Consider the following 16,648-nt stretch of genomic DNA (forward strand, 5'->3'; position numbering starts at 1 on the left):
CGGAACGTAAACAACAAATCTAGAACACTACCCACTTCCATAAGCAACCCACCCATCCACGATAAATATATTCAGCGATCGCTGACGGCTATAAAAGCGACCTGTGCTGCTGCCTGCTCTGCGGCTTTAATCGAACGTCCACTTCCCTGTCCCAGACATTCCCCTCGCAACCAGATTTCTGCAATAAAACGGTCTTCAGCGCCATGCCGCGCCACGGCTTCTCTCACTTTATACTCTGGCAGGATCTTGTAGTGAGCCTGACTCCACTCCTGTAGAGCCGCTTTATAATTCTTGCGTGCAGGATCCTGAAGGATCTCATTCACCAGCCTGTCCCAATGAGAATCCAGCCAGGGGCGCACCAGTTCCAGAGTGCGCGTACTGAGGTAAAGAGCAGCCAGGATCGCTTCAAAAGCCTGTGCCATGCGCGACTCATGCCCCAATTGGTCTTTCAAAGCACTGTCAGAAACGAGTAGATACCGCTCCAGATTGTAACTGACGGCAATGCTTGCCAGAACGCGATCGCTGACCAGCACCGAGCGGATCGCGGCAAACTCTCCTACAGACAAATGAGCATAGGTTTCATATAAAAACTGAGCCGCTGCCAGCCGAACCACCGCATCTCCCACAAACTCTAGCTGCTCATAGTTCTCTACAGTCGAGACAGTGGAATGGGTTAACGCCAGGTCAAGCAGTTGCCATTGAATCGGTGCCGTTTCTGGCAAACCAAGCTTTTGAATCAAATGCTCAAGCTGTTTCTGGCGGTGAGGATATTGAAGAGGCATGCCTGTAAGTCTATCAGCTCTGATCGTTTTGGGTACGATAGCAACTCAGAAGGCACGCTTGTCTGATGAAGATATTATCCCAGTTGGGATGTGCTTCATCGTTTGGTGATGCAGGGAAAATACTTGCCCAAAGGTGGCAAACCTGCTGCGAGTGTATGAGGAGCTTTTAAAGGGATTGCCCAGTTTACTTGCGTCCATTGCCAGTGGCTAACTTGGCAGGCTGGGGCTGCCCCTTCATCCGCTCAAAGCTGAGAGCCGTTACCCCGCCGGTCACCAGCAAAATGCCAAAAATTTGAATCCATTGAAGTGGGCTTTGAATAATTAACCAGGCGAGGAGTGCCGTCATGACTGGACCACTGGAAGCAATAATAGAGGCACGGGCGGCTCCCATAAAGCGCACACCAAAATTATTGGTCAGGTAGCCCACTAGCGTCAGAGCGCCTAAAACAACTCCACCCAGAATAAAACCACCTGGTTTCTCTACCTGGACGCCCATATTAAGGGGCAGGATCAGAATAATGCTAGTCAGTGTGAAAATGGTGAAGAACTGGATCAAACTAACCGGGATCGGGTGCAGTTTCTTGAACCCAAGCTGCATAAAGAGAAGATAAAAGGCGAAGGCAATCCCAGCAAAAACTGCGGTCAAAACACCCCCACCAGAAACACTGCTGGTTGTTGAAAGGTTGGGCAGTGCCGTTAGAATGACACCTAGCAAAATGGTTGCCATGACCATCCAGCGCAACCGGGTGGGGCGATCGCCAAACAATACCCATGCCAGGGGAACCGTTACGATCGGGTACATAAACAAAATGGTCACCGCAGGACCGGCACCAATGCTACCAATGGCAACATAGATCAGAATTTGGGACAGAAATAAAAACAACCCACTACCGACCACACTGAAAATGGGGCGGCGATCTGCCGAACTTACAAACCGTCGAATATCACGCCAGACCGGCGGATAAAGAAACATCGCGACCGGTATCATCAATGGCAGTACCACCAGCATCCGCAGCCACAGGATCAAAATCGAGTTGCCCAGGTTGAGCTGAATGAACCCACCCAAATTAAACAAACCAAAAACAACGCTTTCCCTGCCAATAATGCGAACCACCACGTTATGAAATGACAGGGCTACCGTCGATATGAGTACCAGTATCAGCCCTAGCTGAAACACCGAAACTTCTTTCTTGGGCTTAGAAGGTAGGGGTGCTGGGGTACCTGGGAAACTCAGTGTGGATGGCAATGCCCCCGGAGAAGAGGATTGGGCATTACGAAATTGGGTCGCAGGGCTGTCGATAGGGGAGGCAGGAGACCCATTACTGGGGGAAGGAAGACGGTTCTCTGGAGCAAGCGGTAACCCGCTATCGGAAGGGATCGGTGGATGAGGGACGCCTGGAGTGGTGGGGTAGCCTCTGTCGGATGGGGAAGCATAGCTTTCAGCGAGAGGAGGGTAATTGCTTCCGGTTGGGTAGGTTGAAGGGGCGATCGGCATCCGACCAGATTCAAATTGAAGTTGATCCCTCAAACGATTGATCAGCGCTTCTAGAATTGCCTCCCCTTGCTGCTCCAGGGTTTGCATCCGGTTGATTTGCTGGGAGAGCGAACTTTGGTAAGTGGTCAACTCCTGCTGGAGGGTCTTAAAAGTGTCGTTGAAGGTCTCATCTAGCGACGTTAGCAGCCGTTGAGCATTTTCGCTATAACCGCTAATAGCCGGAAGAGCAGACGGATTCATCTGGGGGTTGACGACTGGCTGGTTGGCTTGAGCCGCAATCTGATTCAGCCGTTCTGCTATTTGAGCTTGCAGATGGCTGGCTAAAATCTGCGCCAGTTGCTTTGCCCAAAGCTGCTGTTGGGCAACTTGCTGTTGCGAAAGAGATTCCATCTGGCGAGACTGCAATGCCCGATGGTAGGCTTGCAGTTTTTCAATATCTGACATCAGGCGAGTTTTTTCTGCCTGAAGTCGCACGACTTCTTGAGAGAGTTGGGCAATCAAGCCTTTGTGGAGACCTTGCAAGTCCTGTGTAACCGTTTGCAAAGCCTCTTTGGCTTTCCGCGCCTCTTCAGATCCCATTTCTGATTGTTCCCCGAGTTGCCCCATGTGCTCTTCCCTCTAGCCTTCTAGCCTGCCAATTGCCGATTCAGGGGGTTGAAATTGCATCTGGCTGTTCAATGGTTCAGTATTCCCAGGTCGATCGCTAGACTTATTGATTGGCACTTTCAAAGTGATCCGTTCTTACGTTACTCCTCATTTCAAGAAACGGAGTACTTGCTGGGAAAAGTTTAATGCTTGTTAAAAGCCAGTCTAAAAAACTGGGTTGCTTGACTGAGTCAGCCGATCCAGTTCTTCTTGCATGTGTGTGCAGACTTTTTCATAGCAGGCGTTGACATAGGCGCGATCGCCCGCTGCCTCTCTCCCATAACGCTCAAACACAATCGGCGCACAGATGTGGGTGTGAATCTTCACTGGAAACGGAATGTTGGGCAGGGGACCGAAGGCTAAACCCCAGGGCAAGCCCAGGTAAATTGGAAACACCACCGGGTCAATCCCAAGCAGCCAGGGCATGCCCCACTCGTGAAGTTGTTTCATCTGCTGGTAAATGTCGGTCAGGACGATCAAGGTATCGTGTGCTCCCTTTGAAATGACTGGAACAATGGGGACCTTTTCTTGCAGGGCAATCCTGATAAAAGCTTTTCGCCCATGAAAGTAAATTTGGTTGCGCTGAGAGTGGGGACGAAACACATCTTCTCCGCCCCCTGGATAGACCAATAGGCTGGCTCCCCGTCGCAGGGCTGCGATCGCCATCTTGGGATGAGCCATTAATGCCCCGGTTTTAACTGCCAGTTCTGCCAATACCGGGCTGACCTGCCAGACGTGGGGATGCATCAGACCATAGGCTGGACGATCGCAGCCAAATCGACAAAACCAGTCGTACATCATCATGAACATATCGGGTGCTGCCAAGCCCCCATTGTGAGAACCCACCAGCAAAACCTGTCCCTGGGTTGGTATATGCTCCCAACCACTGGTTTGGACCCGAAAGTAATGGTGATATTGCCATTTCCATAGGGGCATTAGCGATCGGATTACGTTGGGGTCCCGCTGCTCTAAGGACCATCCCGACTTTGGTTGAGCGCAACGTTCTGGAGGCATTCAGGCATTAGCAAAAAATTTTGTGAATTTAAGCCTACCATCTCGTTTGGACACCAGTGCAGTCAGTCATTAGTTTTGCAACATCTTACTGGTTCCTCCCGCCTCCTTGCCACCTACCAGCTACCACCTAACGACCAATTTTCAGAGAGATTGACAGAAGCCTTCATCTTTAGCTTAAGTGCAGCACAGAATTCCTTAATCGCCAGCCAATAGCATTTCCTTAAATGATTCAGAATAGAGATAGGTAAAACAAGTGATCATGAATAAGCGACATCTCTTGTTTGGTGGCGCAGCCGTTATTGGCGCGGCGTGGTTATCTCGCTATTTTCCCTGGAGGTCAGAATCGATGGCAACCGCCAACACGAACCATGAGTTTGAAGTTACCAAAACGGAGGAAGACTGGCGTAAAACTCTAACACCAGAGCAGTTTCACGTTTTACGGAAACACGGCACTGAACGGGCAGGCACCAGCCCTTTAGACAAAAACTATGATAAGGGCACCTATGATTGTGCCGGTTGTGGTCAACCGCTGTTTACTTCGGAAACCAAGTTCAACAGTGGCACCGGATGGCCCAGCTTCTATGCTCCGATTGAGGGAGCGGTGGAAACCTCTGTCGATCGCGCGCTCTTTATGACCCGGGTTGAGGTTCACTGTAGTCGCTGTGGCGGTCACCTGGGGCACGTATTTGATGACGGTCCCAAGCCCACGGGCAAGCGTTACTGCATGAACGGTGTGGCGATGGGGTTTGAAGCGGAATAGGAAGTGGGAATCCCTGATTTCCCTGCCTGACCCGACCCACAACCTTTACTCACAGGACGAAACCCCTCACCTGACAATCCATTTCTCTGAGCCAGCGAACCGCCTCATTGCTGTTATGCAGCAGGGTGTAGCCCCGCTGATCTGGAACCAGGGTTAATCCGGTGTGGGGTTTCTAAAATCTATCCCTGAATTTAGCAACGTCCAAAGGTTTGTAGAGTCGCTGGATGTTGAGTACAGCAAAGTCATGTATTTTACCCACCTGGCGCTAACCACCCTGATTGCCTTCACCCCAATCCCTAATCCTGCTGGTTTAAGCCTTCTATCCCAATCCCCTGCCCCACCAACCGATCGCGAAACCCCTGCTAAACAAGCTGATCGACTCCTGGAGCAGGGTATTCAACAATGGCGCACCAGTCAGTATCAAGACTCGCTTCAGTCACTTCAGCAGGCGTTAGCCATCTATCAAAAAACTGATGATTGGCTGAATCAAATTAAGACGTTACGCAATCTTGGCAACGTCCATTACTTGTTGGCAAATTACGACCGGGCGGTTTCCTTTTATCAGCAGAGCCTTAACCTGGCACGAAAGAGTGGCGATCGCGCCGGAGAAGCGGGAGCATTGGGTAACTTGGGAGTGGTTACCGCAGGATTGGGCAACTATCGTCAAGCGAAAGAATATTACGAGCAGGCGCTGCCCATTTATCGGCAAATTCATGACCGTCTGGGTGAGGGGCAAACCCTGGGCAATCTGGGTGAGGTTGCCTATAGTGGTGGCGACTATCCGCAGGCACTCACTTATTTGCAGCAAACCCTCGCCATCGCCCGCGAACTCAAGGATCAATCCCTGGAGTCCAATACGCTGGGTACTCTGGGTGTGGTCTATTACAGCCTGAGCGACTACCCCAAAGCGATTGAATATAACCAGCAGCAGTTGAACCGCGCCCGTGAACTGAAAGACCGACGCAGCGAGGCTTCCGCCCTCAATAACATTGCCAACAGTTATTACGCTTTAGGCGATTATGGGCAGGCGATCGCTGTCCATCAGCAGCGGCTCACCATTGCCCGTGAAATCGGCGATCGCCTCGGTGCTGCCCAATCCCTCAAAAACCTGAGTAGCGTTTACTCTGAATTGGGTAACTACCCCGCCGCTATCCAAACAGCGTTTGATAGCCTTGAGATTGCCCGCGAGATTAAAAACCCGGCGATGGAAGCATCGGTTTTAACCAACCTCGGCAACCTGTATCTCGTTTTGCAGGACTATCCCAAGGCAATTGAGCGGCACCAGCAACGGCTAGCGATGGCGTTGAAAATGGATGACCCCAGCGGCGTGGGAGTGTCCTTAATCAATCTAGGCAACGTTTACAAACGAACAGGACAGAATCAGAAGTTTGTTGAGTCCTACCAGCAGGCATTGGCGATCGCCCGCAAAATTCAAGACCGGGGCATGGAAAGCACAGTCTTGCTCAATCTAGGCATCCATTATGATGACTTGGGGCAATATGCCAGAGCCACGGAGTATCACCAGCAAGCCCTGGCGATCGCCCGCCAGATCCAGGATCGCCCTACCGAGGCGTATGTTCTGAACAATCTGGGCAATACCCAATTCAAGGCAGGTAACCAGACGGCAGCCGCCGCCACCTTAAACGCAGGACTGCAAACTTGGGAAGCCTTACGTGCCAGTTTGGGCAGCAATGACCTGAACAAAGTCTCAATTTTTGAACAGCAAGCCCGCACCTACCGCCTGCTTCAGCGTGTTCTAATTGCCGAAAACAAGACCGATACTGCTTTAGAAATTGCCGAACGGGGACGGGCAAGGGCATTTGTGGAAATGTTGCAGAGTCGAGGACGCCGCAGCGAAGAGGGGGGAGCAAGGAGCGGCGAGAGAAGCGATGCTGCCCAGGTTGCGGTAGCGACTACAACCCCGACGATTGAGCAGATGAAGCAAATTGCTAAGGCTCAAAATTCAACCCTGGTGCAGTATTCCATCACCTACGAAGACGTATGGGTGAATGGCAGGGTTGAGGGAAAAGAGGCAGAACTTTTAATCTGGGCGATCGCACCCAGCGGCACCATTCGCTTCCGGGTGGTTGACCTCAAACCGCTGTGGCAACAGCAAAAAACTTCGCTTAATGACCTGGTATCCATCAGTCGAGAAAACCTGGGGGTGCGTGGTCGCGGGTTGGCAGTGGTTGCCAGTCCAGAAGCCTCTCCAGCCGCTACTCGCCATGCCCAACTCTATCAACTGCTAATCCAGCCAATTGCCGATGTACTGCCCTCAGATCCCAATGCCCGCGTTACCTTTATTCCCCAAGGACCCTTATTTCTGGTACCTTTTGCCGCCCTCCAAAATCCTGCCGGCAAATACCTGATCGAGCAACATACCATTCTCACCGCTCCTTCGATTCAGGTATTGGCACTGACCCGGCAACAGCAAAGGAGCAGCGGGACAATGGAGCGACGGAGCCGAGGGGCAGCAGGAAATCAGACCCCACCCCTCTCTGCTCTCGTTGTCGGCAATCCCACCATGCCCACAGTCCCCGCTCGGTTTGATCAACCTGCGGAACAGTTAAGCCCTCTTCCTGGTGCAGAACGGGAGGCAGTAGAGATTGCATCCTTGTTGGGAACTCAAGCAGTCACTGGCGATCGCGCCACGAAATCGGCGATCGTCAACCTGATGCCGCAGCCGCAAATCATTCATCTGGCAACCCACGGCTTGCTGGATGATTTCAAGGGATTGGGAATGCCAGGGGCGATCGCCTTAGCTCCTGCCCCAGGAAACCCAGCCCCTACCGCAGCTAACCAGGACAATGGGTGGCTAACAGCAGACGAGATTTTAAACTTGAAATTAAATGCCACCCTGGTTGTTTTAAGCGCTTGTGATACAGGACGGGGAAGAATCACAGGCGATGGTGTAGTTGGCTTGTCCCGCTCATTCATTACAGCCGGGGTCCCCAGTGTGATTGTTTCTCTCTGGGCTGTACCGGACTCGCCCACGGCATTGCTGATGACTCAGTTCTATCAGGCGTTGAAGCGCAATCTCGACAAAGCTGCGGCATTGAGACAGGCAATGTTGACTACTATGCAGCAGCACCCAGATCCCCGTGACTGGGCAGCATTTGTCTTGATCGGTGAAGCAGAGTAATAGGTATCCATTCAAAGGGAGCTTAGTTTTAATGGCTGTTAAGCTCTATGATGAGCGACATCCCGCCCTGACTAGCATTCCTTCTGGGCGGTAGACCTGCTGATGTTTTTTAAGTAACAAAAATGGGTTTACTAAATAAACCCTGGGTGACAAAGTTTGAGCGCAAATTCCATGCTCAAATTCCAGCTCCCTTCCACCAGGTTTGATCCCACTGACTGTTTTCCTGCTCGAATGCTGTTTTGACCGCAATGATGCATCCCCACACGGAACTACGATTTATCAATGAATTAATTGGGTATGGTGTGTTTGCAACAAAGCTGATTCCGAAGGGAACAATAACCTGGATTCTGGATGATTTAGATCAAAAATTCGATGAGTCCCATCTGGCTTCCCTAAACCCGCTTTCACGGGAATGGCTAGTCAAATACTGCTATCGGGATAACGAAGGCAAGTACATTCTGTGCTGGGATATTGCTCGGTACGTCAACCACAGCTTCAACTCAAGCTGCATCGCCACCCCTTACAAGTTTGAGGTAGCCGTTAGAGATATTTACCCTGGCGAAGAATTAACGGATGATTACGGTTATTTCAATTTAGATAAGCCCTTTTACTGTTTCCCAGAACCAGGTTGTTCCCGCACTAAAGTCATGCCTGATGATCTCTTGCATTACTACCCGGAGTGGGACTACAAGGCAGCCGATGCGATGCGTTATTTCAGCCAGGTAGACCAACCCTTAAAGCATTTGATTGAGCATCAGTTTATTGATAAGGTCAGTGCAATTGCCCTGAGCAAAGAGAAAATGGATTCAATTCTTTTGTGCTATTACGATCGCAACACTGAGATGAAAGCTGCCAGCTAAGGGAATGTTTGAGTTGACGAGTAAGGGATTGTTAGCATGAGCCTGTTTTCTACCGCTGCGGACTCTAGCCAACCCCGTCGCAAGCGGGGAACATCGCTGCTGCGATCGGTCGGCTCACGACTGTTTCTTTCTGTGTTGGCAGGTTCGTTGGTGGGTTTGGTGGGCACCTCGTTTCTGTCTTACCGCGAACTGGCACGGCAGTCTGAAGCAGAACTGCTGTCTAACTTGCAGGTTAAGGCAGGTAATTTGAAGGGCGACTTTGACACTTTTGAGTATTCCACTCAGATTGTCGGGGATGCGGTAGAAACGCTCTACGCCGCCGGAGAACGACGGGAACAGGTTTACGTGAATCTAATTTACCGCTCCCTGCAAACCTCACCCCTGGGGACAGGTTTGGGCTTTGGGCAGCCGCCTAATCGTCGGTTAATTATTCCCAACCGCCGGTACGCCTATCCCTACGCTGTGCGCGATCGCAACGGTAAGGTGATTGCCAAAGGTGGAGAATCGAGTCAGGAAGATTTTGAAGCAGACTATTTCAGACTGCCGATTACGGCTGGGAAACCCATCTGGTTAGAACCAGAATCCTACCTGGAAACTACACTCAATCCACCTCAGCGGTTAGTCAGCACCGCCTATTCTCTGCCCCTTTACAGCAACAAAAAAGAACTGCTGGGAGTTTTAAGCCAGGATCTAGAGTTGGGCTTTTTAAGTCAGAAGCTGGGTGTGAGTGCCATGCGCGATGCGGGGCATTTTCTCCTCGTCAGTAAACAGGGCAACCTGATTGCCTATCCGCCTGCTCCCCACGAAGCGCTGGCATTGAAGCCCTTTCCCCAACTCAATAACTACAGCGGTTTGTGGCAAGAGATTCAGCAACGCTTAAAGGCAGGGGGGCGGGAAGGCATTCTGCATTGGACAGACGAAACCGGAAACCGAGAATTTTGGGCGTACCAACTGATTCCAAATAACAATTGGATCTTGATGGCATCCGTGCCAGAGTCGGTGGTGTTGGGTCCAGTGGTGCGGTTTACGGCACTGGGAACCTTAGGTTCTGTTGTCGGTGCCTCCATTTTATTGGCAGTGGTCGTGGCGCTATTCGTGCGACACCTGAATCAGCGATTGCAGCCAATTATGGATGAATGCAACCGATTGGCAGAAACGAATGCTAAAAGCGAAGAACTGATGAGCCGGGAAGACGAGTTGGGACGTTTGACCATTTCGTTCTACGCCCTGTTAGGACAGGTAACCGTGAACGAGCGACGTTTGCGCCAGGAGATGGCGAAGTCAGAAAATGCCCTACAAGCTTTACAACAGACCCAGGCGCAACTGATCCAAACGGAGAAGATGTCGAGCCTGGGGCAACTGGTGGCTGGAGTGGCACACGAAATCAACAATCCAATTAACTTCATCTATGGCAACTTGCCCCATGCCTCCAACTACACACGGGATTTGCTGAAGTTGATCCAGCTATACGATGAGCGTTACGGCAATGCTGATTCAGCCATTCAGTCCTACCGGGAAGACATTGACCTGGATTTTCTGGTTGAGGATTTGCAGAAGATGCTGGACTCAATGAGCATTGGTGCAGACCGAATTCGGGAGATTGTCCTATCCCTCCGCAACTTTTCACGCCTGGATGAGGCGGAAATGAAACGAGTCAATATCCATGAAGGGATTGATAGCACCCTGTTGATTTTGCAAAACAAGTTGAAGGAAAGCCCAGGACACGCTGGTATTCAGATTGTGAAGCAGTATGGCAGTTTGCCCCCAGTGGAGTGCTACGCAGGACAGCTCAACCAGGTGTTTATGAATATCCTGAGCAACGCGATCGATGCCCTCGATAAAATGAACCAGGAGCGGTCGGCTGAAGAGTCTGCTGCGAACCTGGCAACGATCACGATTCAGACTGAAATGCTAACCCAGCAAGGGATGAACAGAAAAGAATCAGAAGACTCTTTAGTAATGTCTGACTCCCAACCGCCCATCCCGTCCGTGGTCATTCGGATTCGTGATAATGGTCCGGGAATTCCTCCTCAACACCAGAGCAAACTGTTTGACCCATTTTTTACAACTAAACCTGTTGGTAAAGGAACAGGTTTAGGACTGTCCATTAGCTACCAGATTGTAGTAGAGAAACATCATGGCGTTCTCAAGTGCCTGTCTCAACCAGGACAGGGAGCGGAGTTTTGGATTGAGATACCAGTTCGTCACCAGGATAGGATGAAGGCAGTCAGTGCTTCTCAACCAGAAGGTGTCAGTGGAACTGCTAAGTAACTGGGTGTGATTAAATTTAAAGATATGTTTGGGGGTGGAGGGGGTTCTACCCCCTGCTTAGGGCGCAGCCCCCACTTCCCCTTCTTACAACTAATTTGAACCATCTACTTATATAAAAAGAAAAAGGCGCGAGATTCCTCGCGCCTCTGTAGCTTACGCATTCACTAGGAAGATTGATTAGGAAGAGTTATTGGGCAGTGCCAGCCCCTTCAGGTGTGGTACCAGGAGGGTTCAGTTGAGCGGGATCATTCGTGATACCAGTCTGAGGTGCCGGTTGGGTTTCGGGGATGACCGGAGCTACCTGAGGTGGAGGAGCGACATCAGGAACGGTAATGTTCACCTGGGGTGGCTCATTTTGGGGCACGGGGACGATGCGATCGCGCTCAATAATCCGCTCCCGCACTTGGGGCGACTGTGCCGGTGAAGGAGAAGCATCGGGTGTAATCCGCTGGATAATTGGTGGCACAGGGGTCTGATTACGCTGGTTCAGCAAAAAAAATGCACCAATCGCAAACGCTGCCAGAGCCGTCACCAGAATTCCTAGTAACAAACCACGACCGGCATTATCGTTGTCCCGGATTGCCTGGTTGGTAGCATCAATCCGCTGTTGAGACACGCGACCCTGGCTGTAACCGTCCCGGTAAGCAACATTGCTCGGTAAAGGTTGTTCACCGCGATTAATCACCGGATTAACAGGAGTTGCCTGATTAGGATAGTTGTTATTTGGATTGGGGTGAACTTCGCGTCTGGGATCTACCTCACGTTTTGGGTAGCCGCGATCGTCAAGATTTGCCATATTAAACTCTCAGAACTCATCAAATAGTGTTCAAAAAATCAAAGTGGAAACACCCTAAACCCTTACGACTTCGGTATTTGTTAAACCGAAATGTTTTAGCTTGTCGATACCAACGATAATGGTTGTAGCAGTGGAAACGCTTCTGTCTTCAGAAAGGACAGTGGACTCCATCGTAGGGTTGATCTCCTAGACTGAAATTGTAGGTTTTGTTCTCGCCCTATTTAATTTGGCTGCCATGTCTCTAGCGCAAGATAGAAACTTCCTGGCTGAACAGCCAGAAAACGGCAGGATATTTAGATTGATATTTAGAGGATGGTTTAAAAGCCTATTGCCCTGTCGCCTTGGCGACTATCCGCAAAGCGTTCCCGCAGGGTAGGCGCGGCTATACGGACACTAGCGAAGCGAAGCGGAGCCATACCCGCAGGGTTATAACCTGCCTCCGCAGGTTACAGAAATCTCTCATTTGCCTGAGTCCGCGTAGGCAGATTTTGTTCGCATAGTCGTGGTTTTAACCGCCGAACCCTTTTCAAACACCCTCTTAGACTCAACTTTTCCAGGATTTCGCTGATAGTATTCCTTAAACGGTGGCAAGCTCGCAACCGTCTTCTGACTGGATAGCAGTTTCTGAGCCAGTGTTTTCCATTAAGCAGACGATCGCCCCATCCAGCAACTCCATTCCTTGATGCACATTTGCAATCGTGCTGAGTTGCCCCCGTAGTTCAGCCGCTCCCATAAAGCCTTTCGAGTACCAGGTCATATGCTTACGTGCCTGACGAACCCCGCGATCTCCCTTATACTCCCACAGCATCCATAAATGCTCACGGGCACACTGCAACCGCTCAATTGGAGTCGGTGAGGGCTTACTTTCGCCAGTTTTGAGGAAATGATCGACTTCACCCACCAGAAAAGGATAACCCAGGGTTCCCCGCGAACACATCACCCCATCTGCCCCAGTCATTTCCAGACACCTGACAGCAGCTTCCACGGAGAATATATCGCCATTGGCAATCACCGGGATGGATAAAATGTTTTTAACTCGCGCAATCCATTCCCATTTAGCAGAGCCGTTATAACCCTGGGCACGGGTGCGACCATGCACCGTAATCATCTGCGCTCCGGCAGCTTCCATCCGTCGCGCAAAGTCCAGGATATTAATTTCCTTATCCGTCCAGCCAATTCGGGTTTTGACCGTCACAGGCACGTTTACTGCCTGCACCACAGCCCGGACGATCGCTTCCGCTGTCTCAGGATCTCTCAGTAAAGATGAACCACCCCCATTTTTGGTGATCTTATTCACTGGACAGCCCATATTGATATCAACCGTATCTGCCCCTTCATCGACTGCCATCTGTGCTGCTTCTGCTAAAAAGTCTGGGCGGCAGTCAAATAGTTGAATGCTAATCGGACGCTCGTTAGGGTCAACCTCCATCAGTTTGGGTAGTTGCCGGACATAATGCAAGCCAGTGGCGTTGACCATCTCCGTATACATCATTGAATCGGGCGCATACCGACGCACCAATCGTCGAAACACCAGGTCTGTCACCCCCGACAGAGGCGACTGCAACACCCGACTGTTGACTTCAAAGTTGCCAATTTTCAGCGGCTTCGAGAGTCGCTCTTGCAAGGCAGGAGATAGCGTGACCATAGAAAACCCAAACAACAGCCCAGGCTCTCATTTTACAGTGAGAGTCTTAATTCGGTTTTGTAGTGCCACGTTACATAGGTTTTGATCAGTCTTAAACGAGTAGACAAATGGTGGTCATTTTGAGGCAAGGTCACAAACAGCGAAAATGATCGGGTAACTGCACAAAAGCCTCTATTTGAAAGGAATGGGTTTGCATGCAATCATTGATGGTTGCAAAGCCTTGTTGGGTTACCCTGCGGGAAGCAAGTTACCTAAACTCAACCCAACCTAAGGCGAGAGGATGCGATCGCACTTGGGTTTCTTTAAGACCAACAATCACCGTTATTGTCTCAACTTTTCACTCCGCAGAAACAACCATTTGGGACTCTTAATTGAGGGCGAAGCCGAGATGGGCTTAACTTCATATTTGGGAGCGATCGAACTCCCACAATCATCTTGAAAGCAAGGTGCGGGTACAGTAACTCAATGGCGATCTCTCCCGGGCATCTGCTGGGACGAGCAGAGGCTTATGAGGATTTCGTGTTACGGGCAGCCGCTAACCCCATCGGTTGTCCGCGAAGCTATCTGATCTTGAGGATTATTACGATTCATCACGCCTTGCTTTACCCCAATGAATCTCTAGCCGATTGGTATGAGCAATTGAAGTTAACCGACGAGACTTTCCATTCTTAAGATTGGGCACTACCTAAGATTGTAAAATGATGTTTAGAACTTGAGATGACCAGCATAATCGGTATTCTATTGGAATGTCAGGATGATTGAGGATATCTTGAATCAACACCAGAAGTTGTTGAGAGTAGTGATTCGGATGAGTGGACATGGAACTAGAGCTAGGGACTAAACTTGGCTGTTCCGTTGAAACACTGGAGGGTTTAGCTCCCCAATCGATTGGAGTTGTTTCTACCAGACTACTGAGTACTACTCGCTCTACCTCTTCTAAGGTCGTCTTACCCTGAGCTACCAGTTGTAGGCTGTACTCGGTCAACGTTTTCATGCCAGTCATTCGAGCTGCATCTCGCAGTTGATCGACGGAAGCACCTTCAAGGATCAATCCTTTTATGTTTCGATCCATAACCATCAATTCATAGACGCCCAAACGACGATGATATCCTGTCCCCTTACAAGTTGAACAAACAGGGTTTCCTTGAGCATGGGCGGTTTGAATATCTTCGGCAGACAGAGTTTTGGCTCGGTAAATAATTCCTTCAGGACACGACAAATTGAATTGCTGAAGCGACTTTAAATCGCTTGCGGTAGGGTGATAAGGTATCCGACATTGGGGGCACACACGACGCACCAGCCGTTGGGAAAGAATGCCCGTCAAACAACTCGCCACTCTAAAAGGTTCAATACCCAATTCTTGAAGTCGGGCAATCGTGCTGGGAGCATCATTGGTGTGTAAGGTACTGAGAACTAGGTGTCCTGTAAGGGCTGCTTCAATGGCAACTTTAGCTGTTTCTTGATCGCGGATTTCACCAATTAGAATGACATCAGGGTCTTGACGAAGCAACGCTCTTAAGACTTTGGGAAAGTCCAGTCCCTTCTCTCGAATGACTTGAACTTGAGAAATGCCGGGTAAGGTATACTCAATCGGATCTTCAACAGTACAGATATTGATGTGAGGACTATTTCTTTCGGAGATCGCAGCGTAGAGCGTCGTACTTTTACCGGAACTCGTGGGTCCAGTCACTAAAATTAAACCAAAAGGAGAACGAGTTATCGATTGAAACTGCTCTAAGACTGCGGCATCGTCAATCAAATGATCCAGCATTAGATTGGATGTGCCATTTCTCAACATCCGGAGCACGACTTTCTCTCCGTAGGCGGTGGGGAGAGTACTAATCCGCAGCACAACTTTTTGCTCTTCCAGTTTCAAGCTAATTTGCCCATCTTGGGGAGTCCGTCGCTCTGCAATATCCAGGTTAGCCAGGATCTTAAGTCGGGAGGTGACAGCAGCGATCGAAGAATGGGGGAGGAAACCCCATCCTGGCTCTAAAATGCCATCTTTGCGAAAGCGAATTTGCAGGCACGTCTCTTGAGGCTCAAAATGGATATCCGAAACCCCCTGTTTCAAAGCTTTATATAAAATAATGTTGACCAGTGACACAACTGGATGTGAAACCGCTGCCTCCTGTAATTCCGTGAAGAGATCCACCTCTGGTTTCACGATTTTAGTTGAAGTTGGCAAGTCAGACAGATCGATCGCTTGAGTTTCCAGAACCTCAAGGTCAGGTAAGGAAGTTTCTCGTTTGGATGGCGAATGTAGGGGTGATAGCAGTTGAGACGGGTGCAATTGTTCAGGAACCCCCAATACGGGATTGATGGTTGGGGTCGAGGACAGATGCGAGACGGTAGAATTACGTACCTTGTCTAAAATTTCATGCAGCAGATGATAATAATCTTCGACTGTGATCAGCATTTGCCAGGGAATCAGCCCATGTTGATGCAAAATGTACTTCAAGCTGTTGGTAGCTTTCTGATTACTGGGATCAACCATTCCTATCCATAGTTGCGACGAATTTGTTGCGTCTTGTTTGAGAGGCACTAAGTGATAGTAATCGCAGAGGTGTAATGGAATTAACCGTTGAAGGCAGTGGTGAATCCAGGAAAAGTCTATCGAGTGGATGGATCGATCGAAACATTCGACCCCATAGAGGATCTTGAGTTCTAGCCGTTCCCGTTGGCGATAGTGATAAACCTGCTGAGCTGATAAAGGTTTATTCACTACAGTTTCAAGAGCTTCAAAGATGGGGCACTGGAGAGTTTGGCTTGTCTGCCAAGCTTGCTGAAGTTGTATTGATGTTGCATAACCAGTTTGAATGAGGGATTGCCAAACTGGGAGCTTAAAATGATTAGGAAACGTGCGGGAGAATATAACATGATTAGCTGTATTCACTCTACTTCTAATCTTCATTCGTGATAGGTTTCAGGAACTCGATACTTATATTTAGGTTTCCCAGGCGCAAACGGGTAATCTCATGTCAGTACTCCAATCGACTCGTCCGAGAATTTACAGTTCGTACTGTGCGATCTTTAACAGAAAAGCAGTGCGATCGCCCGCCGCGTAGGTTGTCCCTATGATGAAAAAGTAAAGTGCGGTGAGACAAGACACCCATAAGCTTGAAGTATACAAACCCAACAAGCGAGGAAGACTTGTATGAAACCCACCGCACAAAGAAGATCATATACCGGTGAAACAGTGTATGTCGGCATTGATGTTCACAAACGAACCTATTCG

11 protein-coding genes are annotated in these 16,648 nt (G+C 49.9%); 5 read left to right on the top strand and 6 right to left on the bottom strand.

The window, feature by feature from the left end:
* Window positions 1–71 precede the first annotated feature (71 nt).
* The 3 genes from rnc to AC1S52_RS11090 all read right to left on the bottom strand — a co-directional run bounded on the left by rnc (window position 72) and on the right by AC1S52_RS11090 (window position 3,936).
* Entirely contained in the window at window positions 72–782 is a 711-nt protein-coding gene (gene rnc / locus AC1S52_RS11080) for a ribonuclease III (RefSeq protein ID WP_482029061.1), read from the bottom strand.
* A gap of 184 nt (window positions 783–966) precedes the next feature.
* Window positions 967–2,856 (bottom strand): EamA family transporter, encoded by a 1,890-nt coding sequence (locus AC1S52_RS11085; protein WP_482029062.1) that lies wholly within the window; start codon window positions 2,854–2,856, stop codon window positions 967–969.
* Between the two features lie 231 nt (window positions 2,857–3,087).
* A complete protein-coding gene (locus AC1S52_RS11090) occupies window positions 3,088–3,936 on the bottom strand; it encodes a lysophospholipid acyltransferase family protein (RefSeq protein WP_482029063.1) in 849 nt (282 codons plus the stop codon).
* Between the two features lie 259 nt (window positions 3,937–4,195).
* On the opposite strand from AC1S52_RS11090, the gene msrB reads away from it, so the two are divergent.
* From msrB to AC1S52_RS11110, 4 genes are all read left to right on the top strand, one after another.
* Window positions 4,196–4,696, top strand: coding sequence for a peptide-methionine (R)-S-oxide reductase MsrB (gene msrB, locus AC1S52_RS11095; protein ID WP_482029064.1), 501 nt, complete (start codon window positions 4,196–4,198; stop codon window positions 4,694–4,696).
* Between the two features lie 244 nt (window positions 4,697–4,940).
* Window positions 4,941–7,838 (top strand): CHAT domain-containing tetratricopeptide repeat protein, encoded by a 2,898-nt coding sequence (locus tag AC1S52_RS11100; RefSeq protein ID WP_482029065.1) that lies wholly within the window; start codon window positions 4,941–4,943, stop codon window positions 7,836–7,838.
* Between the two features lie 248 nt (window positions 7,839–8,086).
* Window positions 8,087–8,698, top strand: coding sequence for an SET domain-containing protein (locus AC1S52_RS11105; RefSeq protein ID WP_482029066.1), 612 nt, complete (start codon window positions 8,087–8,089; stop codon window positions 8,696–8,698).
* 36 nt (window positions 8,699–8,734) lie between these two features.
* The gene (locus tag AC1S52_RS11110; RefSeq protein WP_482029067.1) at window positions 8,735–10,969 is read left to right on the top strand and encodes an ATP-binding protein; all 2,235 of its coding nucleotides are present in this window, start codon (window positions 8,735–8,737) and stop codon (window positions 10,967–10,969) included.
* Window positions 10,970–11,156: 187 nt separating this feature from the next.
* Here the strand turns inward: AC1S52_RS11110 and AC1S52_RS11115 are convergent, their stop codons facing one another.
* Both AC1S52_RS11115 and dusB read right to left on the bottom strand, forming a co-directional pair.
* Window positions 11,157–11,765 (bottom strand): hypothetical protein, encoded by a 609-nt coding sequence (locus AC1S52_RS11115; protein WP_482029068.1) that lies wholly within the window; start codon window positions 11,763–11,765, stop codon window positions 11,157–11,159.
* A 577-nt stretch (window positions 11,766–12,342) separates the two neighbouring features.
* On the bottom strand, window positions 12,343–13,410 hold the full coding sequence (dusB, locus tag AC1S52_RS11120; protein ID WP_482029069.1) for a tRNA dihydrouridine synthase DusB: 1,068 nt from the start codon (window positions 13,408–13,410) through the stop codon (window positions 12,343–12,345).
* Between the two features lie 465 nt (window positions 13,411–13,875).
* Here dusB and AC1S52_RS11125 point away from each other — a divergent pair, with 465 nt between their 5' ends.
* Window positions 13,876–14,082: a hypothetical protein gene (locus AC1S52_RS11125; protein ID WP_482029070.1), complete on the top strand. Its 207-nt coding sequence runs from the start codon at window positions 13,876–13,878 to the stop codon at window positions 14,080–14,082.
* A gap of 13 nt (window positions 14,083–14,095) precedes the next feature.
* On the opposite strand, the gene AC1S52_RS11130 is transcribed toward AC1S52_RS11125, so the two are convergent.
* Entirely contained in the window at window positions 14,096–16,135 is a 2,040-nt protein-coding gene (locus tag AC1S52_RS11130) for a GspE/PulE family protein (RefSeq protein ID WP_482029071.1), read from the bottom strand.
* Between the last annotated feature and the right edge of the window lie 513 nt (window positions 16,136–16,648).

This window comes from Kovacikia sp. CALU 1929 (assembly GCF_056784235.1).